At 71.2% G+C, this 22406-nt stretch carries 18 protein-coding genes; 8 read left to right on the top strand and 10 right to left on the bottom strand.

What is annotated here, in order from left to right; genetic code table 11:
* Positions 1-19: 19 nt before the first annotated feature.
* Together IPZ69_RS05120 and IPZ69_RS05115 are read right to left on the bottom strand one after the other, a co-directional pair.
* On the bottom strand, positions 20-685 hold the full coding sequence (locus IPZ69_RS05120) for an HAD family hydrolase (RefSeq protein ID WP_235452590.1): 666 nt from the start codon (positions 683-685) through the stop codon (positions 20-22).
* Positions 686-778: 93 nt separating this feature from the next.
* Positions 779-1291 carry a DUF6912 family protein gene (locus tag IPZ69_RS05115; protein ID WP_235452589.1) on the bottom strand — a complete coding sequence of 171 codons (513 nt, stop codon included), beginning with the start codon at positions 1289-1291 and terminating at the stop codon, positions 779-781.
* 331 nt (positions 1292-1622) lie between these two features.
* Between IPZ69_RS05115 and IPZ69_RS05110 the strand changes: the two genes are divergently transcribed.
* Complete coding sequence (locus tag IPZ69_RS05110; RefSeq protein WP_235452586.1) at positions 1623-2090, top strand: Rv3235 family protein; 468 nt, start codon at positions 1623-1625, stop codon at positions 2088-2090.
* A gap of 497 nt (positions 2091-2587) precedes the next feature.
* On the opposite strand, the gene secA is transcribed toward IPZ69_RS05110, so the two are convergent.
* The gene (gene secA / locus IPZ69_RS05105; RefSeq protein ID WP_235452583.1) at positions 2588-5404 is read right to left on the bottom strand and encodes a preprotein translocase subunit SecA; all 2817 of its coding nucleotides are present in this window, start codon (positions 5402-5404) and stop codon (positions 2588-2590) included.
* A gap of 313 nt (positions 5405-5717) precedes the next feature.
* Here secA and IPZ69_RS05100 point away from each other — a divergent pair, with 313 nt between their 5' ends.
* Complete coding sequence (locus IPZ69_RS05100; RefSeq protein WP_235452580.1) at positions 5718-6302, top strand: GNAT family N-acetyltransferase; 585 nt, start codon at positions 5718-5720, stop codon at positions 6300-6302.
* 129 nt (positions 6303-6431) lie between these two features.
* Positions 6432-7607 (top strand): winged helix-turn-helix domain-containing protein, encoded by a 1176-nt coding sequence (locus IPZ69_RS05095; RefSeq protein ID WP_235452578.1) that lies wholly within the window; start codon positions 6432-6434, stop codon positions 7605-7607.
* 15 nt (positions 7608-7622) lie between these two features.
* Here IPZ69_RS05095 and IPZ69_RS05090 read toward each other — a convergent pair whose 3' ends face one another.
* From IPZ69_RS05090 to mtnA, 7 genes are all read right to left on the bottom strand, one after another.
* Positions 7623-8369, bottom strand: coding sequence for a response regulator (locus IPZ69_RS05090; RefSeq protein WP_235452576.1), 747 nt, complete (start codon positions 8367-8369; stop codon positions 7623-7625).
* A 204-nt stretch (positions 8370-8573) separates the two neighbouring features.
* A complete protein-coding gene (gene hpf / locus IPZ69_RS05085; protein ID WP_374292803.1) occupies positions 8574-9266 on the bottom strand; it encodes a ribosome hibernation-promoting factor, HPF/YfiA family in 693 nt (230 codons plus the stop codon).
* 314 nt (positions 9267-9580) lie between these two features.
* Positions 9581-10585 carry a ComF family protein gene (locus IPZ69_RS05080; protein WP_235452575.1) on the bottom strand — a complete coding sequence of 335 codons (1005 nt, stop codon included), beginning with the start codon at positions 10583-10585 and terminating at the stop codon, positions 9581-9583.
* A 148-nt stretch (positions 10586-10733) separates the two neighbouring features.
* Positions 10734-12554, bottom strand: coding sequence for an LpqB family beta-propeller domain-containing protein (locus IPZ69_RS05075; protein ID WP_235452574.1), 1821 nt, complete (start codon positions 12552-12554; stop codon positions 10734-10736).
* Positions 12544-14628, bottom strand: coding sequence for an MtrAB system histidine kinase MtrB (gene mtrB / locus IPZ69_RS05070; RefSeq protein WP_235452573.1), 2085 nt, complete (start codon positions 14626-14628; stop codon positions 12544-12546). Before mtrB ends, IPZ69_RS05075 begins: the two co-directional genes overlap by 11 nt.
* Before the next feature lies 1 nt (position 14629).
* Positions 14630-15319: a two-component system response regulator MtrA gene (gene mtrA, locus IPZ69_RS05065; RefSeq protein WP_015659998.1), complete on the bottom strand. Its 690-nt coding sequence runs from the start codon at positions 15317-15319 to the stop codon at positions 14630-14632.
* A 104-nt stretch (positions 15320-15423) separates the two neighbouring features.
* On the bottom strand, positions 15424-16569 hold the full coding sequence (mtnA, locus tag IPZ69_RS05060) for an S-methyl-5-thioribose-1-phosphate isomerase (RefSeq protein WP_235452572.1): 1146 nt from the start codon (positions 16567-16569) through the stop codon (positions 15424-15426).
* Between the two features lie 140 nt (positions 16570-16709).
* Between mtnA and IPZ69_RS05055 the strand changes: the two genes are divergently transcribed.
* Genes IPZ69_RS05055 through IPZ69_RS05035 form a run of 5 tightly spaced genes read left to right on the top strand, consistent with a single transcriptional unit; the run spans position 16710 to position 22302 of the window.
* Positions 16710-18077 (top strand): DUF7544 domain-containing protein, encoded by a 1368-nt coding sequence (locus tag IPZ69_RS05055; RefSeq protein ID WP_235452570.1) that lies wholly within the window; start codon positions 16710-16712, stop codon positions 18075-18077.
* Between the two features lie 4 nt (positions 18078-18081).
* Positions 18082-18807, top strand: a complete 726-nt coding sequence (locus IPZ69_RS05050; RefSeq protein WP_235452568.1) for a DUF4129 domain-containing protein — start codon at positions 18082-18084, stop codon at positions 18805-18807.
* Positions 18804-20003, top strand: a complete 1200-nt coding sequence (locus tag IPZ69_RS05045; protein WP_235452565.1) for a DUF4350 domain-containing protein — start codon at positions 18804-18806, stop codon at positions 20001-20003. Before IPZ69_RS05050 ends, IPZ69_RS05045 begins: the two co-directional genes overlap by 4 nt.
* Positions 20003-20992 carry an AAA family ATPase gene (locus IPZ69_RS05040; protein ID WP_235452563.1) on the top strand — a complete coding sequence of 330 codons (990 nt, stop codon included), beginning with the start codon at positions 20003-20005 and terminating at the stop codon, positions 20990-20992. Before IPZ69_RS05045 ends, IPZ69_RS05040 begins: the two co-directional genes overlap by 1 nt.
* Positions 20992-22302 carry a DUF58 domain-containing protein gene (locus tag IPZ69_RS05035; RefSeq protein ID WP_235452562.1) on the top strand — a complete coding sequence of 437 codons (1311 nt, stop codon included), beginning with the start codon at positions 20992-20994 and terminating at the stop codon, positions 22300-22302. Before IPZ69_RS05040 ends, IPZ69_RS05035 begins: the two co-directional genes overlap by 1 nt.
* Positions 22303-22406 lie beyond the last annotated feature (104 nt).

Below are 22406 nucleotides of genomic sequence, written 5' to 3'. Positions count from 1 at the left end.
GGGCAGCCGGGCGGCCTCCTCAGGCCGCCAGGCGCTCCGCCTCCGCCACGGCCTCCGCCAGCGTGTCCACCACCGGCACGCCGGTGGACTCCAGGCTGGCCCGGCTGTGCGAGCCCCCGGTGTACAGCACGGCCCGCGCCCCCACGTACTGTGCCGCCACCGCGTCGTCGGCGGCGTCGCCGATCACCACCGTGCGCGCGGGCTCCACACCGGTCAGCGCCCGCAGGTGGCGCACCATGTGCTCGGCCTTGCTGCCCCCGGACGGTCCGACCCGTCCCTCGACCCGTATGAAGTGCGTCTCGATCCCGAACCCCCGCACCAGCGGCACGAGTTCGTCGTGCACGTACATGCTGAGCAGTGACTGGCTGTGCCCCGCCGAGAGCCAGCCCCGCAGCAGCTCGGCCGCGCCGTCGGTGAGCGAGCACCGGACTCGGTGCTCCGCGTAGTACCGGTGGAAGATCTCGTCCATGATCTCCCACTCGGTCTGCGTGGGCAGCCGCCCCATCAGCCGCTCGTAGAACTTCGGCACCGGCACGCAGTACAGCGCCCGGTACTGGTCCAGCGTGATCGGTTCAAGACCCAGCTCGGCCGACGCCGCGTTCGTCGCCCCGATGATCGCGTCGTTGTCGTGGAACAGCGTCCCGTTCCAGTCCCAGACGATGTGCGCGCCTTTGTGCATCCCCATGCTCCACAACGTACCCGCCGCCACTGACAGTCATGGATGACAGCGGGTCGAGAAGGATCACCGCGGCCGTCCGGCCGTTTTGCCAGCCCAGGACTACTCCAGCCCGACCAGGTTGGGGATCTCCTGCGTGGCGTACCAGAGCAGTTCGTGGTCGTCGGCCCCGTCCACGACGAACTGCGCGTCATCGTCCCCGCCGTCCGCCGCCTCCAGCGCCTGCGCCGCCGCGGACACGTCCGCCTCCGCGTCGTCCGCGTCGACGTGCACCGCGGCCGCCTTGGCCAGCCGGACCGCTCCGGCCACCCGCACCTCGCCGAGCGCCACCGGGTCGAGCCCGCGGTCCGGGTCGGCGGTCGCCGCGCCGTCGGCCACGTCGACGGCGACCACGACCCGGCGGCGCGCCGCGCCGGGGTCGGCCGCGAGGAGCCGCAGCGAGGCCAGTCCGGCCCGGCTCAGCGCCGCGTATTCCAGTTCCTCGATGTCGTCGGAGAGGTACCACTCGCGCAGCGCGGGCGTGACGGCGTAGGCGACGAAGGGTCCGGCCCCCAGCTCACCCGTCTTGTACGCCTCGGCGAGACCGGAGAGGGTCAGGGGGACGTAGACGCGCATGGCTCGCCGCTCTTTCGTGGTCGAAGGCTCCGCTGGGGCTCCGGGAAGGGCGGTGCCGCGTCTCCCGGAGGGCCTTCAGGATACGTGCGGGCGTCCCCTTTCGGGTCCCCGACCGCACCCCCGGAGGCGTCCACCCGACGCCCCGCGACTCACCCGGTGCCGCCCCTTCCCCTCGGGCTTTCCGACCCTCCGGGCCACTCGGATAGGTGAACTTTCCCGGCCCCGCGACGCGCGCCGAGCTTCCTTGCCGCCGCCGTCCGCACCCCCGTACAAGATCCCCAACCGCAAGTTACCGCCCGGTACCCGCCGGGCCCGCCGAACGGGGATTCCCATGAACAAGGTCATGAACAGGACATCCCAGCGCCGCCCGGGCACCCGCCCGCCGGGCCGACGCGACACTCGCCGCCCCGGCGGCGCCGCGCCCCGGACGCCCACGACGAGCGGGGCGGTCACCGCACCCCGCCCCACCGACCTCTTCGCCGACCGTCTGCTCGCCGTGCTGAGCGGCCAGCGCCCCGTCCACTGGATGCTGCGGCACACCGCCGGCCGCGCCTACGACGAACTGGCCCACCTCGCCGAACGCGGCCCCCTGCGCGCCCGCGGCACCCGTCCCGTCGTGCGCGACATCGGCTACTACGTCCCGCGCGAGGGCGCCATCGAGGCCTTCGCCCGCATCGGCGCCGGCGACCAGTTGCGCGCCATGGCGTTCCGCCTGGAACAGGGCCCCGACCTCCGCTGGCGCTGCACGGCAGTGGAACTGGGCGGCCCGCGTGAGCCACGGACGGCGGACGAGGACTGACGCGGCGGGCCGCGGATCGACGGCGAGGGAGCGTTGTGCTCGTCGGGGTGGGTGCGCGGAGGAGTGGTCGGGCTCGGGGCCGGTGACGAGGGCCTGCGCACGTCGGGCGCGGGGGCACGGAGCAGTGATCGGCCTCGGGGCCGGTGACGGGGGCCTGCCACGTCGGGCGCGGGGGCACGGAGGACTGATCGGCCTCAGGACCAATGACGAGGGCCCGTGCACGTCGGGCGCGGGGGCACGGAGCAGTGGTCCGCCTCGGGACCGGTGACGAGAGCCTGCGCGGCTCCTCCGCGTCGCCCCGGCCCCGACGCCCCCGCTCCTCCGCGGCCTCCTCCTCGACGCTCCGGCGCGGCTCCGCCCGCCTCGGTGCCGCGCCCTCAGTGTTGCCGTCGCGGTCCGCGTACGGGCCGCGCACCGCGCCACGCACGCCGAAGGGCCGGGCACACCTCGGTGGCCCGGCCCTTCGTTCCGCTACGGCGCCTCAGGCGCCGGCACGGTCACTTCTTGCGGCGACGGCCGCCCTTGGCCTGCTTGCGGCGCTCCGCGCGCGTGAGGCCGTCGGACTCGGAGCGCACGGGCTCGTCGTCGTCATAGGTGAAGTCGCCCTCGACGATGCCGCCCTCACCGTCCACGGTGGCCGCGGAGAAGTGCAGGCCCCGCCGCTGCGGCGCGTCGAGCCCCTTGGCACGGATCTCGGGACGGGGGCCCGCCTGAGCCGGCACCGCGTCCTGGACGCCCTCGGCCACCGGCGCGATGTCCTCGACCGGAACCTCCTCGACCTGCTGCTCGACCTGAACCTCCAGGTTGAACAGGTAGCCGACGGACTCCTCCTTGATGCCGTCCATCATGGCGGTGAACATGTCGAAGCCCTCGCGCTGGTACTCGACCAGCGGGTCCTTCTGGGCCATCGCGCGCAGGCCGATGCCCTCCTGGAGGTAGTCCATCTCGTAGAGGTGCTCGCGCCACTTGCGGTCCAGGACCGACAGCACGACCCGGCGCTCCAGTTCACGCATGATCTCGGAGCCGAGCTGGGCCTCGCGGGACTCGTACTGCTCGTGGATGTCGTCCTTGATGGACTCGGAGATGAACTCGGCGGTCAGACCGGCCCGGTCACCCGCCGCGTCCTCCAGCTCGTCGACGGTGATCTTCACCGGGTAGAGCTGCTTGAACGCGCCCCACAGCCGGTCCAGGTCCCAGTCCTCGGGGAAGCCGTCGGCGGTCTCCGCGGCGACGTAGGCGTCGATCGTGTCGTCCATGAAGTGCACGACCTGCTCCTGCAGGTCCTCGCCCTCCAGGACGCGGCGGCGCTCGCCGTAGATGACCTCGCGCTGGCGGTTGAGGACCTCGTCGTACTTCAGGACGTTCTTACGGGTCTCGAAGTTCTGCTGCTCGACCTGCGACTGCGCGGACGCGATCGCGCGCGTGACCATCTTGTTCTCGATCGGCACGTCGTCCGGCACGTTCGCCATGGACATCACGCGCTCGACCATCTGGGCCTTGAACAGGCGCATCAAGTCGTCACCGAGCGAGAGGTAGAAGCGGGACTCGCCGGGGTCGCCCTGACGGCCGGAACGACCGCGCAGCTGGTTGTCGATCCGGCGCGACTCGTGCCGCTCGGTGCCCAGCACGTAGAGGCCGCCGCTCTCCTCGACCTCGTCCTTCTCGGCCTTGACCGCGAGCTCCGCACGCTCCAGGGCGGCGGGCAGGGCATGGGCCCACTCCTCGATGTGCTCCTCGGGGTCGAGGCCGCGCTGGCGCAGCTCCGCCTCGGCGAGGTCCTCGGGATTGCCGCCGAGCTTGATGTCCGTACCACGGCCGGCCATGTTGGTGGCCACCGTGACGGCGCCCTTGCGGCCGGCCTGGGCGACGATCTGCGCCTCGCGCTCGTGGTGCTTGGCGTTGAGCACCTCGTGCTGGATGCCGCGCTTGCTGAGCTGCTGCGAGAGGTACTCGGACTTCTCGACCGAGGTGGTGCCGACCAGGATCGGCTGGCCCTTCTCGTGCTTCTCGGCGATGTCGTCGACGACCGCCTCGAACTTGGCGACCTCGGTGCGGTAGATCAGGTCCGACTGGTCCTTGCGGACCATCGGCTTGTTGGTCGGGATCGGGACCACGCCGAGCTTGTAGATCTGGTGGAACTCGGCGGCCTCGGTCATCGCCGTACCGGTCATGCCGGAGAGCTTCTTGTAGAGGCGGAAGAAGTTCTGCAGGGTGATCGTCGCGAGCGTCTGGTTCTCGTCCTTGATGTCCACCCCTTCCTTCGCCTCGATCGCCTGGTGCATGCCCTCGTTGTAGCGGCGGCCGGCGAGGATACGGCCGGTGTGCTCGTCGACGATCATGACTTCGCCGTCGATGACGACGTAGTCCTTGTCCTTCTTGAAGAGCTCCTTGGCCTTGATGGCGTTGTTCAGGTAGCCCACCAGCGGGGTGTTCACCGACTCGTAGAGGTTGTCGATGCCCAGCCAGTCCTCGACCTTGGCCACGCCGTTCTCGTGGATGGCGACGGTGCGCTTCTTCTCGTCGACGTCGTAGTCGCCGGTCTCCTCGAGGCCCTTGAGCGGATTGCCCGCCTCGCCCTTCTTCAGGCGGGTGACCAGCTTGGCGAAGTCGCCGTACCACTTGGTGGCCTGGTCGGCCGGGCCGGAGATGATCAGCGGCGTACGGGCCTCGTCGACCAGGATGGAGTCGACCTCGTCGACGATGGCGAAGTTGTGGCCGCGCTGGACGAGCTCGTCCTTGGACCAGGCCATGTTGTCGCGGAGGTAGTCGAAGCCGAACTCGTTGTTCGTGCCGTACGTGATGTCGCACTCGTACTGCTCGCGGCGCTGGGCCGGCGTCATGTTGGCCAGGATGCAGCCGACGCTCAGGCCCAGGAACTTGTGGACGCGGCCCATCATCTCGGAGTCGCGCTCGGCCAGGTAGTCGTTGACCGTGATGAGGTGGACGCCGTCGCCGGAGAGGGCGTTCAGATAAGCAGGCAGGGTGCCGACGAGGGTCTTGCCCTCACCGGTCTTCATCTCGGCCACGTAGCCGAGATGGAGGGCGGCGCCGCCCATCATCTGGACGTCGTAGTGCCGCTGCCCGAGGGCGCGCTTGGCGGCCTCGCGGACGGTGGCGAACGCCTCGGGGAGCAGGTCGTCGAGGGACTCGCCGTCGGCGTAACGCTGCTTGTACTCATCGGTGAGGGCCCGCAGCTCGGCGTCGGAGAGGTCGACGAAGTCCTCTTCGATGGAGTTGACCTGGTCCGCGATGCGGTGCAGCTTGCGCAGGATTTTGCCTTCGCCTGCACGCATGATCTTCGAGAGGACGGACACGGGGGTTGGTCTCCTTGCCGGTCGGGCCTGGGACGGTCGGTTTCCATTGACGTACTGAGCAACGGCCATCGTATGCGAGGACCCGGCCACGCCGGGAGGGCTGGGCTGGCCGACGGCCTTCCTGCGCTCTTTTACCACTCGCTTCAATGGGGACAACGGACGGGAAGCGCGGATAGTGCCGCCCCGTTCCGAGGAATTGCGCGAATTGTGATCACGCGCTCACGCTCGGCGCCGAGCCGCGTCCCGCACCGATCGGAGGACGTACTCGGCGCATGCTTGGCGACCGCTGTGCCACCCGAGCAGAATCGGGCCGATGGAACCCGTCACTCTCACCACCGCCCGTCTCCTCCTGCGCGCACCCGGCCCGCAGGACACCGACGCCGTGCACGCGGCCGCCCAGGATCCGGATCTGCAGCGCTGGATCTCCCAGTTCCCCTCCCCTTACCTGTACGAGCACGCCCAGAGCTTCACCGAGCAGATGGTGCCCGACGGCTGGGCCGCCGACTCGATGTTCACCTTCGGCCTCTTCCTTCCCGAGGGGGAGCTGGCGGGCATGCTCGGCATCACGATGCGCGCCCTCGGCGTCGGCGAGATCGGCTTCTGGGCCACCAAGGAGCACCGCGGCCACGGCTACGTCACCGAGGCCACCCTGGCCGTCGCCCGCTGGGCCTTCACCAGCCTGTCCATGGACCGCGTGGAATGGCGCGCCGAGGTGGGCAACCGGGCGTCCCGCGCGGTCGCGGAACGCGCGGGTTTCACCATCGAGGGCACGCTGCGCTCCGCGACGAACAACAAGGGGGTCCGCCGCGACTGCTGGGTGGGTTCCCTGCTCCCGTCCGACCTGGGCCTGCCGTCGGCGGCGCCCTACCTGCCGGCCCCGGACCGCAAGGCACCCTAGCTCCGACCGGCGCCCCACCGACCCCACGAGCCCCACGAACCCCACGAGCTCCGGCCGCAGCTCATCGACCCTGCCGTAAATCCCCAGCTCATCCCCCACTGTCAGTCCGACCGCCTACCCTCCGAACCCATGACGACCCTTCCGCGTCCGAGCACCACCCTCTCGGCAGACGACGCCCGCCGCATCGCCCTGCGCGCCCAGGGCTTCCTCGGCGCCCCCGACCGCCGGGCCGGTGTCCGCGGCGTCCTCCGCCACCTCGGCGCGGTCCAGCTCGACACGATCTCGGTGCTCGCCCGCTCCCACGAACTCATCCCGTACGCCCGCCTCGGCGCGGTCGGCCGCAAGACGGTCGACAACGCGTACTGGACCGACACGCACGCCTTCGAGTACTGGTCCCACGCCGCCTGCATCCTCCCCGTCGAGGAGTGGCCCCATTTCGCGTTCCGCCGCCGCGCCTACCGCGACCGCCCGCACTGGTCCCATGAACTCCCCGACGGCGCCTACGACCAGGTCATCAAGCAGCTGCGCGCCGAAGGCCCGCTCACCGCGACGGAGTTGGGCGGCGCGAAGCGCACCAGCGAGTGGTGGGACTGGTCCGGCACGAAGGTCGCGGTCGAACGCGCGCTGATGTACGGGGAGGTGGTGTGCGTGGAGCGCCGCGGCTGGAAGCGGGTGTACGACCTCGCCGAGCGCGCCGTCCCGGACGCGCTGTTGCACGACGACCTGGACGACGCCGAGTGCCTGCGCCGCCTGGTCCGCCTGGCGGGCCAGTCCCTGGGCGTCGGCACGCGCGCGGACATCGCCGACTACCACAGGCTCAAGGGCGAGCAGGTAGACGCGGTGATCGCGGACTCAGGTCTGGTCCCGGTCACCGTGGAGGGCTGGGGCAAGCCGGCCTGGGCCGACCCCGCGGCCCTGGAGACGCCGCCGCGCGGTCGTCATCGCACGACGCTGCTGTCCCCGTTCGACTCGCTGATCTGGGAACGCGCCCGTACGGAACGGATCTTCGGCTTCACCCACCGCCTGGAGGCCTACGTCCCCAAGCCGAAGCGGGTGTACGGCTACTTCGCGATGCCCGTCCTGTCCGGCGGCCACCTCGTCGGCCGCGTCGACCCGGCGCGCGAGGGCCGCACCCTGGTGGCCAAGCAGGTCACCCTGGACGGCGCGAAGGCGGTCCCGGCCGTGGCCCAGGCCCTCGTCGAGGCGGCGAGCTGGGTCGACTGCACGGACGTACGCGTGGAACGTGTCGACGCGCCCGAGCTGCGCGAGCCCCTTACCAGGGAACTCGCCCGCGCTCTCGCGTGACCCGACCCCGACCCGCTACCGGATCTCCAGGATCTTCTCGCGCATCGCGTAGACCACCGCCTCCATCCTGGAGTGCAGCTGCAGCTTCTCCAGGATGTTGCGGACGTGGTTCTTCACGGTGTTCTCGGAGATGAACAACTCCTTCGCGATATCGCGGTTGTTCATGCCCGTGGCCACGAGTTTGAGCACTTCGAGCTCGCGGTCGGTGAGCCGCGGCGCCGGCACCAGCCGACGTTCGTCGGTCCGCTGGATCATCGACTTGAACTCGGTGAGCAGTTTCGACGCCATGGACGGGCTGATCTGCGACTGCCCGTCGGCGACCGCGCGAATGGCGGTGGCCACCTCGTCCGTGGAGATCTCCTTGAGGAGATAGCCGGTCGCGCCCGCCTTGATCGCGTCGTAGAGATCGGCCTCTTCGTCGCTGATCGTCAGCATGATGATCTTGGCGCTGGGGGCCACTTCCTTGATGGAGGTGCAGGCCTCGATCCCGCCGCGCTTGGGCATCCGCACGTCCATCAGCACGATGTCGGGCAGGAGATCCGCGGCCTTGTCCACGGCCTCGGCGCCGTCCCCCGCCTCGCCGACGACCTGGATGTCCTCCTCGGCCGCGAGCACGATCTCCAGGCCGCGGCGGAAAAGGGCATGGTCGTCCACGACAAGGACTCTGATCGGCTCCTTGCGTGGTGAGCCCGCGTCCGGGCCCATGCCGACGACGCCGTCGTCGACGTCACCCTCCTGCATCGGTCCGAAGCTGTCCGCCATCGTTCCTCCCCCTGAAGGCTGCGGCTGGTCCTGTGCCATCGCCAACCCAAGGCAGCGGCCCACCGGTTGGGCCGGTGCGGCCATGATTTCATGCCCGGCCGACACTGGGGTGACGGAGAGGGGCGCGAAGTGGTCGCACGTAGGTGCCCCTGGGGGCGCACACGCGCGCTCCAGGGGCACCTGCTCAGTCGTCAGCCGGGCGAGTCAGCCGCCCAGCGTGCCGCCTGCCGCGGGGGAATGCGCCTGGGCAACCATCGGGTCCGTGCTGAGGTGGATGACACCGTAGTCGTAGGCGTGCCGGCGGTAGACGACGCTCGGTTCCTTGGTCTCGGAGTCGACGAACAGATAGAAGTCGTGTCCGACCAGTTCCATCTCGTAGAGAGCCTGGTCGAGGGTCATCGGGGAGGCGACGTGGGTCTTCTCGCGGACGATGAGGGGGCCTTCGCCCTGCACTTCCAGCGAGCCCATCTTCTTTGTGGGTACCGAACCCGCGTCTTCGTCGTGAACGGGGATGCCGTTCCCGTTGAGCGTCGCCGCGCCCGGAACGTGGTCGGGGACCTCGGCCGCCGAGATCCGGCGCGCACCACGGCGCGAGAACCGCTTGTCGTGCTGCTTGCGCAGCCGGGCGTCCAGCTTCTCCGCGGCCAGGTCGAGTGCCGCGTACGGGTCGCTGGCCGCTGCCTCCGCCCTGATCACCGGACCGCGGGAGCGGAGCGTGATCTCCACTCGGTCGCAACGGTCGGCCTGTCGGGGGTTGGGCTCCTTGGACACCTCGACGTCGAGGCTGATCACCTTGCCATCGAGCTTCTGGATCTTCTCCAGCTTCAGCTTCTCGGCCACGTGCTTGCGGAACCGCTCGGGCACCTCGGTCTTGCGGCCTTTGACGACGATGTCCACGCAGAACTCCGTTCCCGGATCGCTCCGCTCCAGCGGCGGAGCATCTCCCTTTTGCACCAGGTTCCGGGGAGCCCCGGAACCTCGGACTCGGTGACTTCCACCTCCTCCTCCCCCATGGGCAAGATCTGCACCCCAGCGCCGCGGGTGATTGCGGAAAACCAGCGGCACGGCATTCGGATATGAGAGGGATGGCCTGCGCCTTTCCCTCACACCGAACATATCTCGCCCGGACGGATGTCGTCACCCTCTACTGCGGCGTACCTCCATTCAGGCGAATAGGCCCTCTCACTACCTGCAACGATGCAAGTTCGCAGTCAGTTCCGGTTTATTTCGAAGGAATCCGGCGGTGCCGCGACCACGGCCGCACACCGCACCCCGTTGTCCCTCTCTCCCGTTGATCCGGCTGTCGGTTCCTCTCTTCCTTCCCGAGTTGCGCGCGCGTACACGGCCGTTGTCCCGCCATCCGGCCCGGCCGCCTCCCGCAAGGCCCGCGCCGCCTCCGTCAGGGAGGCGCCGGTGGTCATCAGGTCGTCGACCAGCACGACGCTCCCGCCGCACAGCAGCCGGACACCACCGGACACCACCTCCAGCGCACCCGTGAGGTTGGCCAGCCGCTGCCGGGAGTCGAGTCCCGACTGGTCGGCCACGACACGCCGCTGGCGCAGTACGGCAACCACCCGGGCGGGCGTACCGGTCCGCCGCAACTCACCGGCGGCCGCCAGCGCGATGCGCCGCACCGGGTCGTGCCCACGGGCCCGCACGGCCCGTCGCGCGGAGGGCACCGGAACGAGCAGCACGGGCGCGTCCCCGATGCCACCCCGCACGCCGTCGTCCCGCGACGACACGCACCGCGCGCGCCGGTCGCCGAGCGCGACCACACGAGCCCCGGCCACCACTGCTGCCCCGACGACCCCGGCAGCCCCGGCAGACGCGATCGGCGCCGCGATTCCCTGCACGTACCGACCGGCCGGTCCCGTCGCCGTACCGTGCTCGCGCCGACCGACTCCTCCACCACATCCACCAGGATCCTGGAGCCCCGCCCGCACCGCCCCCGCCAGAGCCGTGCCCAAGGGCCCGGCGAGTGCCAGCGCCCCGCGTTCCTTGTGGGCGAGGAGGATCGCCCGTACCTCGTCCACGTACGGAGCCGCCGCCTGGACCATCGGCAGTCCGGGCGGCTCCGGCACCGGTCGCACCCGGCCCGGTGCGGCCCCGCTCAGGGCGGCACGGCACTCCGGACAGAGCACCGTGCGAGGCCTCCCACAGCCTCCGCACTCGGCCGGCAGCACCAGGTCGGTGAGGTCCTGCCACCACCCCCGCATGCCCACCACTGTGCCCATGTCCGAGCGGACCGGCCACCCCTGTGGACAACTGCCTGTGGACAACTCCGCGCGACGGGCAAACCCGTTCACCCACTTGAGTGAACGGGCAGGTCGGCGGCCTCGGAGGATGTCCTCCGGATCCGCCACGTCACCCCGGATAGACCGGTGCGGATCCTTCCTTGGCGATCTTCTGCCACTGCGCGCCGGAGGGCAGCCGCACGATGCCGTCGTCCTCCGAGTAGGCCGCGAGCGGGACCCGGTCGTTCTCGGACGCCGCGACGGCCTTGACACCCGTGAGCGCCGCGGGCGCCGGGCCCTCCGGAGTGGAGCCGTCGACCTGGACGAACCGCATCTGCTGCACGCCGTCCTGCTCGCGCCCGACCACCACGAGCCGGCTGTCCCCGGACCACGACATGGCGGTGACCTGTTCCAACCCGGGCGTGGCGGAACGCAGTTCGAGGACGGAGACCACCGGCTGCTCGCCGGACTTCTCCTCGCGTTCGATCCGCCCGACGAGCAGCGACTGCTTGTCGCCCTGCTCCACGATGAGCGCTATCCGCACGCCGTCGGCAGCCACCCGCACGTCCTTGATGCGGCCGGACAGCGCCGGGGTCCGCACCTCGACCGGCCGGCCCCCGCCCTGTTCCAGCAGGAGCAGCCGCGGGTCGCGCCGGTCGCGGTCTGCCACCCACAGGTCGCCGCGGGCGTCCCAGCTGGGCGTCGTCAGCCGGTCGTCCGAAGTGGCGCCCTGGCTGTGCACGACGGGATCCCCGAGCGAACCGCCCGACGCGAGCGAGGTGACGTACAAGGACTTGCCGTCGTAGCTGACCCCGGCCGCGTCGTGCTCGTCGCGTGAGACCGCCACCGAGCGCAGCGGCTTGTCACCCTCGCCCAGCGCACCCGGCACCGGAACGACGCTGGTACTCGAACTGGCGTCGGCCATCCGCACCAGGCGGTGCTTGTCGTCCAGGAAGTAGAGGTATTCGGGGCCCTTCGCGGAGCCCCGTTCGCGGGTGAAGTCGCACAACCTCTTGCCGTTGGCGCCCTGGAGCTCGACCGCGTCCAGCGTGGGCGTCAGATCCTGCAGTGTGAGCAGCATCTGGGTCGCCATCTCGGTGCACTTGGCCGTCCCGACGCGGGAGGCGCGGGCGTTCAACGGCACCGTCAGCTTGTTCTGGTCGTCGGGCGCCAGCGAGTCGACGCCCTTCTTCAGCTCCGTACCGGTCGGGAAGCTGGACCTGACCACGGGCCCGAGCCAGCTCGTCGGCCCCTTGAGCAGCGAGCGCACCAGCTGGGTCATCGGGTCCACGCGTTCACGCACGAAGACCGGATCGGCGACGGTCACCGGCTGCCCGGTCGTCCCGGCCGAGGTGTCCGAGGCGAGGTAGTACTTGTTGACGGACGTGTAGTTGCGCTGGAAGTCCGACTTGCCCATGACGACACCCTCGGGCGGCGCGTCGATGCGCCACTGCCCGCTCTTGGGGTCCCTGGTCAGATGCACATTCCTGTTGTACGGCCCGTGGTCGGGCGAGTACGCCTGCTGTACGTCGACCGTGGCGACCCTGCTGCCGACCAGCGTGTAGGTGAGGTTGCCCGAGTCCTCCCGGCCGCCCGCCTTGGGGTCGGGCTGGGTGCTCGGACCGTCGGCGAGCACGGTGGTGGACCGCTCGGGTCTCCACTTCTGCGCGGCAGCGGCCGTCAGATACTTGCGCGCCGTGTCGTAGTTCGGATCGTCGCTGGTCAGGGCCTCCAGGAAGCCCTGCACGATCTCCCCGGGCGCGGCGTCGTCCCGGGGCGGCATCGCGAAGACCCGCACCTGGGTGTCCTGCCTCGGGGTGGACTCGACGTCCCGCAGGTCGCCGCTGTCCGGCATCGACGCACACCCCGCCAGCAGTACGACACCGCAGGCGCCGTATGCCACCGCGCGCCCCGGCCTGCGCCGGACGCCCCCCTCGCGGTCAACGCCCACGAAATGCCTCCCCTGGCTTGTTCGAGTCCCCCTCGCCGGAGGCCGCCCCGCCCGGCCCGTCTCCGGTCTCGTCGCGCGCCGCGTCGGCGGCGGGCGCGTCGTCCTGGCGTCGTGCGCTTCCGGTGGGCCGGGGCACCACGCGCGCGCCGTTGCCCGGCAGCGCCGTCGGGTCGGCGGCGGGAACGGCGGCCGTCAGCCGCTGTGCGATCGGGGCACGGGGCGGCAGCGGCGCATGACCGCCCGTCTGCTGCACCGGCACGGTGGCGCGCTTGTCCTCGCCTCCGCGCGGCAGACCGGCGTCGGTCAGCCCACGGTTGCGACGCGAGTCCTTCGGCTCCAGCGGTATCGGCGAGCCCCGCAGCGGCTCGTCGGCCGTGCGCGGCAGCGTGAGCCGGAACTGCGAGCCGCCGCCCGGCTCACCCCACGCCTGCAGCCAGCCGCCGTGCAGCCGGGCGTCCTCCAGGGCGATGGACAGCCCCAGGCCCGTACCGCCGGTGGTACGCGCGCGTGCCGGGTCGGCCCGCCAGAAGCGGCTGAAGACCCGGGTCGCCTCGCCGGGCTTGAGCCCGACGCCGTAGTCGCGCACCGCGACGGCGACCGCGCCGCCCGCGGAGGCGAGCTTGACGACGACGTCCTTGCCCTCGCCGTGCTCGACGGCGTTGACGACGAGATTGCGCAGCACCCGCTCCACGCGCCGGGCGTCCGCCTCGGCCACGACCGGCTGCTGGTCACCGACCACGCGTATGTGCGTGCCCTTGCGCTCCGCGAGCGGCTCGGCGCCGCTGACGACCCGCCGCACGACGTCCCTGAGGTCGATCGGCTCGGCCTCCAGCGCCGCCGCGCCCGCGTCGAACCGGCTGATCTCCAGCAGGTCCGCGAGCAGCGACTCGAACCGGTCCAGCTGGTCGGCGAGCAGCTCGGCCGACCGCGCGGTCACCGGGTCGAAGTCCTCCCGGGCCTCGTGGATGACGTCGGCGGCCATACGTACGGTCGTCAGCGGGGTGCGCAGCTCGTGCGACACGTCCGACACGAACCGCCGCTGCATTCGCGACAGGTCCTCCAGCTGCTGGATCTTCAGCTGAAGGTTCTGCGCCATCTTGTTGAAGGCCTCGCCGAGCCGCGCGATGTCGTCCTCGCCGGTGACCTTCATCCGCTCCTGCAGGCGTCCGGCGGACAACCGCTCGGCGATCCCGGCCGCCATCCGCACGGGCGTGACGACCTGGCGCACCACGAGCCACGCGATGGCCCCGAGGAGTACGACGACGAAGAGCCCTGCGGTCGCGAGCGTGCCCTTGACCAGGCTCAGCGACTTCTCCTCCTGCGTGAGCGGGAAGAGGTAGTACAGCTCGTACGGGTCACCGTTCGGGTCGTTGACCTGCTTGCCGATGACCAGCGCGGGCTGGGAGTCCTTGCCGTTCTTGTAGAGGATGCGGGTGTAGCTCTGGGCCGCCGTCGGGCTGCTGTTGACCCGGTCCCGCAGGGCCTCGGGCACGCTGGCGGACGGGTCGACGTCCCCGGAACCGCGCGGGCTGCGCCCGCCACCGCTGTCGTCGCCGGCCGGGAGGGTGACCACGTCGAAGGCGCCCTGGCCACCGCTGGAGAGCGACTCGACCAGGTCGCTCATCCACTGGATGACGTTCTGGGACTGCCGTCCGTCCACCGCCGACGCGTCGTCACCGCCGCCGCTCGCCGCCTCGTCGGCCTGCTGCTTGGCCACCGCGAATCCACCGGTGGCCTGGCTCTGCGAGGCCTTCACCTTGGCGTCGAGCAGGCCGTTGCGCACCTGCCCGATCACGACGAAGCCCAGCAGCAGAACGACGCCCAGCGACATCAGCAGCGTCGTGGCGACGACCTTGAGCTGGATGTTGCGCCGCCACAGCCGCATGACGGGCAGCAGCGGCCGACGCACCAAGCGCATGAACAACCGGAGGACCGGGCTGCCCTGGACTCCGCCCTGCAGCAGCCCGCCCTCGAAGAACCGTCCCCAGCGCGAACCCGCCGCCTTCCGGCCGACAGGCCGCTCCGGACGGGCCCCGGACCGTCCGGGAACCGAAGCGGCACTGTCCCCGGACATATCAGCTCGGTCCGGCCTTGTAACCGACACCACGGACGGTCACCACGATCTCCGGCCGCTCCGGGTCCTTCTCGACCTTGGAGCGCAGCCGCTGCACATGCACGTTGACCAGACGGGTGTCGGCCGCGTGCCGGTAGCCCCACACCTGCTCCAGGAGCACCTCGCGCGTGAACACCTGCCACGGCTTACGGGCCAGCGCGACCAGCAGGTCGAACTCCAGCGGCGTCAGCGCGATCGACTGACCGTCCCGCTTCACGGAGTGGCCGGCCACGTCGATGACGAGGTCACCTATGGCGAGCTGTTCGGGCGCCGGCTCCTCGGACCTCCGCAGCCGCGCCCGGATCCGGGCGACGAGCTCCTTCGGCTTGAACGGCTTCACGATGTAGTCGTCCGCGCCCGACTCCAGGCCCACGACGACATCCACGGTGTCGCTCTTGGCCGTGAGCATCACGATCGGCACCCCGGACTCCGCCCTGATCAGGCGGCACACCTCGATGCCGTCCCGGCCGGGCAGCATCAGGTCGAGGAGCACCAGATCCGGTTTGGTCTCACGAAATGCGGCCAGCGCCTTGTCGCCGTCGGCTACGAAAGACGGCTCAAAACCTTCACCACGCAGCACGATGCCGAGCATCTCGGCCAGTGCGGTGTCGTCGTCGACGACAAGGACTCGTCCCTTCATAAACGACATCATCCCATTCTCGTAACAGTGACAGGCGTGCTGGTGAGGAGGGTCACTGGCCCGTGACGATAGTCGTACCCGGCCGTCACTGTCTGCCCTCGTCCGCCGCGCGGCTGTCAGCCCCGGGACTCGCGCACCGGCGCGCGGTCCAGCATCCCCGCAAGAGCCTGTGCCGTCACGGGCGAGGCGACGCCCTCCTCGGTGACGATCGCCGTCACCAGCTCGGGCGGCGTCACGTCGAACGCCGGGTTGTACGCCTGTGTCCCCAGGGGAGCCACCGGTATACCGCCTCCCGCGCCCGCGGCGGCCGCCTGCGGGGCTGTGACCTCGGTCACCTCGTACCCGGGGCGCTGCTCGACCTCGATGGCCGCCCCGTCCGCCGTGCCCGCGTCCACCGTCGTCACCGGCGCCACCACGATGAACGGCACATGGTGGTAGCGGGCCAACACCGCGAGCGGGTAGCTCCCCACCTTGTTCGCCACCGAACCGTCCGCGGCGATGCGGTCCGCCCCTATCAGCACCGCGTCCACCTCTCCCGCCGCGAACAGCGAGCCGGCGGCGTTGTCGGTGAGCAGCGTGTACGCCATCCCGCTGCGGGCCGCCTCGTACCCCGTCAGGCGGGCCCCCTGCAGCAGCGGACGCGTCTCGTCCACCCACAGGCGCCGAAGCCGCCCGGCCCGGTGCGCCGCGAGGGCCACCGCGAACGCCGTGCCCTCACCGCCCGACACCAGCGATCCGGTGTTGCAGTGGGTGAGGATGCGGTGCCCGCCGCCGGGCAGCAGCTCGTCGAGCAGCGCCAGACCGTGCCCGGCCATCCGTGCGCTGGCCTCGGCGTCCTCCCGGTGCAGCACACGCGCCGCGGCCAGCGCCGCCGCGGCCGCCTGCCGGGACTCCCCGGACTGGGCGAGCGCGGCGCGGTAGGCGGACCGCGCCCTGTCCACGCCGACGGAGAGGTTCACCGCCGTGGGCCGGGCGCTCTCCAGCGCCTGCGCGGCCTCGTCCACGTCGAAGCCCCGCGCGGCGGCGAGCGCGACACCGTACGCCCCGGCGATGCCGAGCAGCGGCGCCCCGCGCACGGCGAGCGTACGGATCGCCTCGACCAGGGCCGGGGCGTCCGTGCACACCAACTCGACCTCCTCGGCCGGCAACCGCGTCTGGTCCAGAAGGACCAGGACGGGACCTTCGGGCGGCTCCTCCCATCGGATCACCGGTATCTCAGTCGGCCTCTTGCCCTCGCCGGTTTGCGCGTACTGATCAGCCATGCGGTCAGTCTGCCCGCTATCCGGCGGACAATTGAAGGTGTGCAGCCCATACCGCGGCCGGTCGCTCGATGACCACCCCATGGCACGATGGCTGCCAACCTGCCACCGCGACCGCGGACGGGCACCGTGAAGGAGCTTCGATGAACGACACTCCGGGCTGGGCCTCGCCCGGATCCGCCCTGTCCAACGGGCAGGAACCCGGTGCGTCCGGACCTGCCGAGCCCGCCGACCGCCCCGGCCCCGCACAGCCCGCCGAACAGCCGGGCACGGGCCCGCAGGACGGCGATTCGAAGTGGTCGAAGGAGCAGCCGCCACCCGCCCAGTGGTCCGCGCCCACCGGCGCCCCGGCCCCCGGCCAGGCACCGCCGCCACCACCGCCCGGCCCGGGCTGGGGCGGCGGACATCCCGGCGGTGGTTACGGAGGTCCGGGCGGATACGGCGGCCCCGATGGTTACGGGGGTCCAGGTGGCTACGGCGGTCCCGGCGGATACGGGGCCTGGGGCGGCGGTTGGGGCGGACCTCCGCCCGCCGCCAAGCCCGGCGTGATCCCGCTGCGCCCGCTCGGCGTCGGTGAGATCCTCGACGGTGCCGTCTCCACCATGCGCACCTACTGGCGCACGGTCCTCGGTATCTCGCTGACCGTCGCCGTCCTCACGGAGGTCTTCGTCATCCTCCTGCAGGGGCTCGTCCTGAACGACAGCGCCAGCACGAAGACCCTCAGCGACCCGCACGCCTCGCTCGACGAGGTCACCCACGCCCTGGGTGAGGTCATGCTCAGCACCGGCGCGGTCGTCCTGATCTCCATGATCGGCACCATCATCGCGACCGCCCTGCTGACGACGGTCACCAGCCGAGCCGTACTCGGCAAACCGGTGAGCATCGGCGAGGCCTGGCGCGACGCCCGCCCCCAGGTCCTCAAGCTGTTCGGCCTGATCTTCCTGCTGCTGCTCATCGCCATCGGCATCCTGCTCTGCGGCGCGCTGCCCGGCATCCTCGTGGCGGTTGGCGGCGGAAGCGGCGGCGGCGCTGCGGCACTTGCCATCTTCGGACTCCTCGGAGCCGGCATCGTCACCCTGTGGCTCATGATCCGCTTCTCCCTGGCCTCGCCGGCGCTGATGCTGGAGAAGCAGGGCATCCTCAAGTCCATGAGCCGCTCCGCGAAGCTGGTGCGCGGCTCCTGGTGGCGGGTCTTCGGCATCCAGCTGCTCGCCACGATCATCGCGAACATCGTCGCGTCGATCGTCGTCATCCCCTTCGCCGCGATCGCGGCCGCCGTCAGCGGCGACGGCGTCTCCAACCTCTTCAGCGGCAACGCCGGCGACCTCGGCTGGACGTACCTCGTCATCAGCGGGATCGGGTCGGTGATCGGCTCCATGATCACGTTCCCGATCACGGCGGGCGTGACCGTGCTCCTCTACATCGACCAGCGCATCCGGCGCGAGGCCCTCGACCTCGAACTGGCCCGCGCCGCCGGTGTCCAGGGCTACGGCGCCACCCCCGGGAGCTGACACGGTGACTCTGGCGGGGGGAGTTCTCACCACGGCGTCGGCCGTGCTGTCACTGGCGCGCTCGGGCGACGAGCCACCGGTGACCATCCCGCGCGATCCCGCGCGGGAGGCGGCCCGGCGTGAGCTGGCCAAGCGGATGTACCACGAAAACGATCCCGGCCTGCTCCAGCGGGCCCTGGACGCCTTCTGGAACTGGCTCGACAGGCTGCTCAACACGGCCGCGGCCGCGACACCCGGAGGAACGATCGGCCTCCTCGTCGTGATCCTGGCCGTGATCGCGGTACTGGCCGCCCTCTGGTGGCGCCTGGGCACCCCGCACCGCCAAGCCGCCTCCGCCCCCGCGCTGTTCGACGACCGCCCCCGCAGCGCCGCCGAACACCGCGCGGCCGCCGAGGCACACGCGGCCCAGGGCCACTGGAACCAGGCCCTCCAAGAACGCATGCGGGCCATCGTCCGCTCCCTCGAAGAGCGCGCCCTGCTCGACGTCCGCCCCGGCCGCACCGCCGACGAGGCGGCGGCGGAGGCCGGTCGCGCACTGCCCTCGCACACCGACCGGCTGCGCACCGCCGCCCGGGAGTTCGACGACGTGACGTACGGCGGACGCCGGTCGAGCGAGCAGTCGTACCACCGCATCGCCGAACTCGACCGCGACCTGGAGCGCAGCAAGCCGGTCCTGGCGAGCAGCACGAACAGCGCGGCCCACACCACCCACAAGGGGGCCGCCGAATGACCACCGGGGCCACCACGCTCCCGTCCACCTCGGCCTCGCCCACCGCCCGCCAGGTGTGGACCCGTTCGCGCGGCGTCGTACTCGCCCTCGTACTGCTCCTGGTCGGTGCCGTCGCCATCGCCGTCGTCCGCTCCGACGTCCACCACGGCAGCCTCGACCCGCGCTCCGTCGACCCCTACGGCAGCCGTGCCGTGTCCGCACTCCTCGCCGAGCGCGGCGTGTCCACCCGCGTGGTCACTACCCTCGACGAGGCCCGCGCCGCGGCCGGCCCGGACACCACCCTCCTGGTGGCCGTCCCCGACCTGCTGACCCACCGTCAGCAGAGCCAACTGCACTACGCGACCGCCCACTCCGGAGGGCGCACCGTCCTGGTCGCGCCCGGCAGCTGGTCCGTCGAACGGCTCGCCCCCGGAGTCACCGCGGACCCGGCCACCAGCCTCGACTCCACGCTGTCCCCCGACTGCGCCCTGCCGGCCGCCCGGCGCGCGGGCAGCGCCGACACCGGCGGTATCCGCTACACCACGAGCCATCTCGACGCCGACTCGTGCTACCCGAGCGAGCGCCTGGCCACCCTGGTACGCGTCCCCGCGGCATCGGGAGGCGGCGACACCGTCGTCCTCGGCGCGCCCGACATCCTCTACAACGACCGCCTCGACGAGCAGGGCAACGCCTCGCTCGCCCTTCAACTCCTCGGCTCCCGCCCCCATCTGGTCTGGTACCTCCCCTCGCTCTCCGACGCCACGGCCACCGGCACGGGCGAGCAGAAGGGCTTCTTCGACCTGCTCCCGTCCGGATGGCTGTGGGCCACGCTGCAGCTGTTCTTCGCCGCGGCCCTCGCCGCTCTCTGGAGGGCACGCCGACTCGGCCCTCTGGTGCCCGAAAGACTCCCCGTGGCGATCCGCGCCTCCGAAACCGTCGAAGGCCGCGCCCGCCTCTACCGCAAGGCCAACGCCCGCGACCGCGCGGCCGCCGCCCTACGCTCCGCCACCCGCACCCGACTGGCTCCCCTCGTCGGCGTCCCCGCGGCCCAGGCGCACACCACCGAGGCCCTGCTCCCCGCTCTGTCCGCCCACCTCCACGGCAACGGACAAGCCCTGCATTCCCTCCTGTTCGGCCCGCCGCCAGGCGACGACACCGCCCTTATCGCACTGTCCGACCAACTCGACGCCCTCGAAAGAGAGGTACGCCGTTCATGATGGCCCCGACCACTGACAACGCCGGGTACTCCGGGGATCCGGGCAGCGCCCGCGCCTCCCTGGAAGCCCTGCGCGCCGAGATCGCCAAAGCCGTGGTCGGCCAGGACCCTGCCGTGACCGGCCTTGTCGTCGCCCTCCTCTGCCGCGGACACGTTCTCCTTGAAGGAGTCCCCGGAGTCGCCAAAACGTTGCTCGTCCGCGCGCTCGCGTCCGCACTCGAACTCGACACCAAGCGCGTCCAGTTCACCCCGGACCTCATGCCGAGCGACGTGACCGGCTCGCTGGTCTACGACACCCGCACCGCCGAGTTCTCCTTCCAGCAGGGCCCGGTCTTCACCAACCTCCTCCTCGCCGACGAGATCAACCGCACCCCGCCCAAGACCCAGTCCTCCCTCCTGGAGGCCATGGAGGAGCGTCAGGTCACGGTCGACGGCACGCCCCGCCTGCTCCCCGAGCCGTTCCTGGTCGCCGCGACCCAGAACCCGGTCGAGTACGAAGGCACCTACCCCCTCCCGGAAGCCCAACTGGACCGCTTCCTGCTCAAACTGACGATCCCTCTCCCCTCCCGCCAGGACGAGATCGACGTCCTCACCCGCCACGCCGAGGGCTTCAACCCACGCGATCTGCGCGCCGCCGGCGTGCGCCCCGTCGCCGGGCCCGCCGACCTGGAGGCCGCCCGCGCCGCGGTCGCCAAGACCGCCGTGTCCCCCGAGATCACCGCCTACGTCGTCGACATCTGCCGGGCCACCCGCGAGTCGCCCTCCCTCACGCTCGGTGTGTCACCGCGTGGAGCCACCGCCCTGCTCGCGACCTCCCGCGCCTGGGCCTGGCTGACCGGCCGCGACTACGTGATCCCCGACGACGTGAAGGCCCTGGCCCTGCCCACCCTCCGCCACCGTGTACAGCTGCGGCCCGAGGCCGAGATGGAGGGCGTGACGGCCGACGCGGTCATCAACGCGATCCTCTCCCACGTCCCGGTCCCCCGCTGATGGCCCTCACCGGTCGCGCCGCCCTCCTGGCGGCCCTCGGCTCGATCCCTGTCGGCATCTGGGAGCCCAGCCTGACGGGCTTCCTCGCTGTCAACGGTCCGCTGGCGCTGGCTTGCGCCTGCGACTTCGCCCTCGCGGCGCCTGTACGACGCCTGGTGCTGACCCGCTCGGGCGACACCTCCGTGCGCCTGGGCGAGGCAGCCGACGTGACGCTCACCGTCACCAACCCGTCCCGCCGTCCGCTCCGGGCTCGGATGCGGGATGCCTGGCCACCCAGCAGCTGGCAGCCCGGCACGGAGGTCGCCGCCTCGCGCCACCGTCTCACGGTGCCCGCCGGCGAACGCCGCCGCGTGACGACCCATCTGCGACCCACCCGCCGCGGCGACCGCCAGGCCGACCGTGTGACCATCCGCTCCTACGGCCCACTCGGCCTGTTCTCCAGGCAGGGCGCCCACCGAGTCCCCTGGACTGTACGGGTTCTGCCCCCGTTCACCAGCCGCAAGCACCTGCCGTCGAAACTCGCCCGTTTGCGTGAACTCGACGGCCGCACCAGCGTGCTGACCCGCGGCGAAGGCACGGAATTCGACAGCCTGCGCGAGTACGTTCCCGGCGACGACACCCGCTCCATCGACTGGCGTGCCACGGCCCGCCAGACCACGGTCGCCGTACGCACCTGGCGTCCCGAACGCGACCGGCACATCCTCGTCGTCCTCGACACCGGCCGTACCTCGGCGGGCCGTGTGGGTGACGCCCCGCGCCTGGACGCCTCCATGGACGCGGCTCTGCTGCTCGCGGCGCTCGCGTCCCGGGCCGGCGACCGGGTCGACCTGCTCGCGTACGACCGCCGGGTCCGCGCCCTGGTACAGGGCCGTGCGGCCGGCGATGTCCTCCCGGCCCTGGTCAACGCCATGGCGACGCTCGAACCGGAACTCGTCGAGACCGACGCCCGCGGACTCACCGCAACCGCGCTGCGTACGGCTCCGCGCCGCTCCCTGATCGTCCTGCTCACGACCCTCGACGCGGCCCCGGTCGAGGTAGGTCTGCTGCCGGTGCTCACGCAACTCACCCACCGGCACACGGTTCTGCTTGCCTCAGTGGCCGATCCACACATCAGCCAAATGGCCGCAGCTCGTGGGAACGTCGACGCAGTGTACGAAGCAGCGGCAGCCGCACAGGCTCAGGCGGAACGGCATCGCACGGCCGAACAGCTCCGTCGGCACGGTGTGACGGTTGTCGATGCGACGCCGGATGATCTGGCGCCGGCCTTGGCGGACGCGTATCTGGCGTTGAAGGCGGCCGGCCGCCTCTGATACCGAGACCGAAATCCGATGCTCAGAGGAAGCCAAAGGGGAAAGGAGCATCGGAATACCCCCGGAACACAGAAAACCCCCGCATCTTTCGATGCGGGGGTTTT

Source organism: Streptomyces olivochromogenes (genome assembly GCF_021538895.1).
GTDB classification, from domain to species: Bacteria; Actinomycetota; Actinomycetes; order Streptomycetales; family Streptomycetaceae; genus Streptomyces; species Streptomyces olivochromogenes_A.
The sequence above is the reverse complement of the archived record's forward strand: the minus strand, read 5'-3'. Positions and strand labels throughout refer to the sequence as shown.

What these genes read in the sequence shown, in the direction of transcription:
- IPZ69_RS05110 (WP_235452586.1), top strand. Translation starts at nt 1,623, where the DNA reads ATGAACAAGGTCATGAACAGGACATCCCAGCGCCGCCCGGGCACCCGC.
- IPZ69_RS05100 (WP_235452580.1), top strand. Translation starts at nt 5,718, where the DNA reads ATGGAACCCGTCACTCTCACCACCGCCCGTCTCCTCCTGCGCGCACCC.
- mtnA (WP_235452572.1), bottom strand. Translation starts at nt 16,569, where the DNA reads ATGGCTGATCAGTACGCGCAAACCGGCGAGGGCAAGAGGCCGACTGAG.
- IPZ69_RS05040 (WP_235452563.1), top strand. Translation starts at nt 20,003, where the DNA reads ATGGCCCCGACCACTGACAACGCCGGGTACTCCGGGGATCCGGGCAGC.
- IPZ69_RS05090 (WP_235452576.1), bottom strand. Translation starts at nt 8,369, where the DNA reads ATGGCGGACAGCTTCGGACCGATGCAGGAGGGTGACGTCGACGACGGC.
- IPZ69_RS05035 (WP_235452562.1), top strand. Translation starts at nt 20,992, where the DNA reads ATGGCCCTCACCGGTCGCGCCGCCCTCCTGGCGGCCCTCGGCTCGATC.
- IPZ69_RS05115 (WP_235452589.1), bottom strand. Translation starts at nt 1,291, where the DNA reads ATGCGCGTCTACGTCCCCCTGACCCTCTCCGGTCTCGCCGAGGCGTAC.
- IPZ69_RS05045 (WP_235452565.1), top strand. Translation starts at nt 18,804, where the DNA reads ATGACCACCGGGGCCACCACGCTCCCGTCCACCTCGGCCTCGCCCACC.
- mtrA (WP_015659998.1), bottom strand. Translation starts at nt 15,319, where the DNA reads ATGATGTCGTTTATGAAGGGACGAGTCCTTGTCGTCGACGACGACACC.
- mtrB (WP_235452573.1), bottom strand. Translation starts at nt 14,628, where the DNA reads ATGTCCGGGGACAGTGCCGCTTCGGTTCCCGGACGGTCCGGGGCCCGT.
- IPZ69_RS05095 (WP_235452578.1), top strand. Translation starts at nt 6,432, where the DNA reads ATGACGACCCTTCCGCGTCCGAGCACCACCCTCTCGGCAGACGACGCC.
- IPZ69_RS05055 (WP_235452570.1), top strand. Translation starts at nt 16,710, where the DNA reads ATGAACGACACTCCGGGCTGGGCCTCGCCCGGATCCGCCCTGTCCAAC.
- IPZ69_RS05120 (WP_235452590.1), bottom strand. Translation starts at nt 685, where the DNA reads ATGGGGATGCACAAAGGCGCGCACATCGTCTGGGACTGGAACGGGACG.
- IPZ69_RS05080 (WP_235452575.1), bottom strand. Translation starts at nt 10,585, where the DNA reads ATGCGGGGGTGGTGGCAGGACCTCACCGACCTGGTGCTGCCGGCCGAG.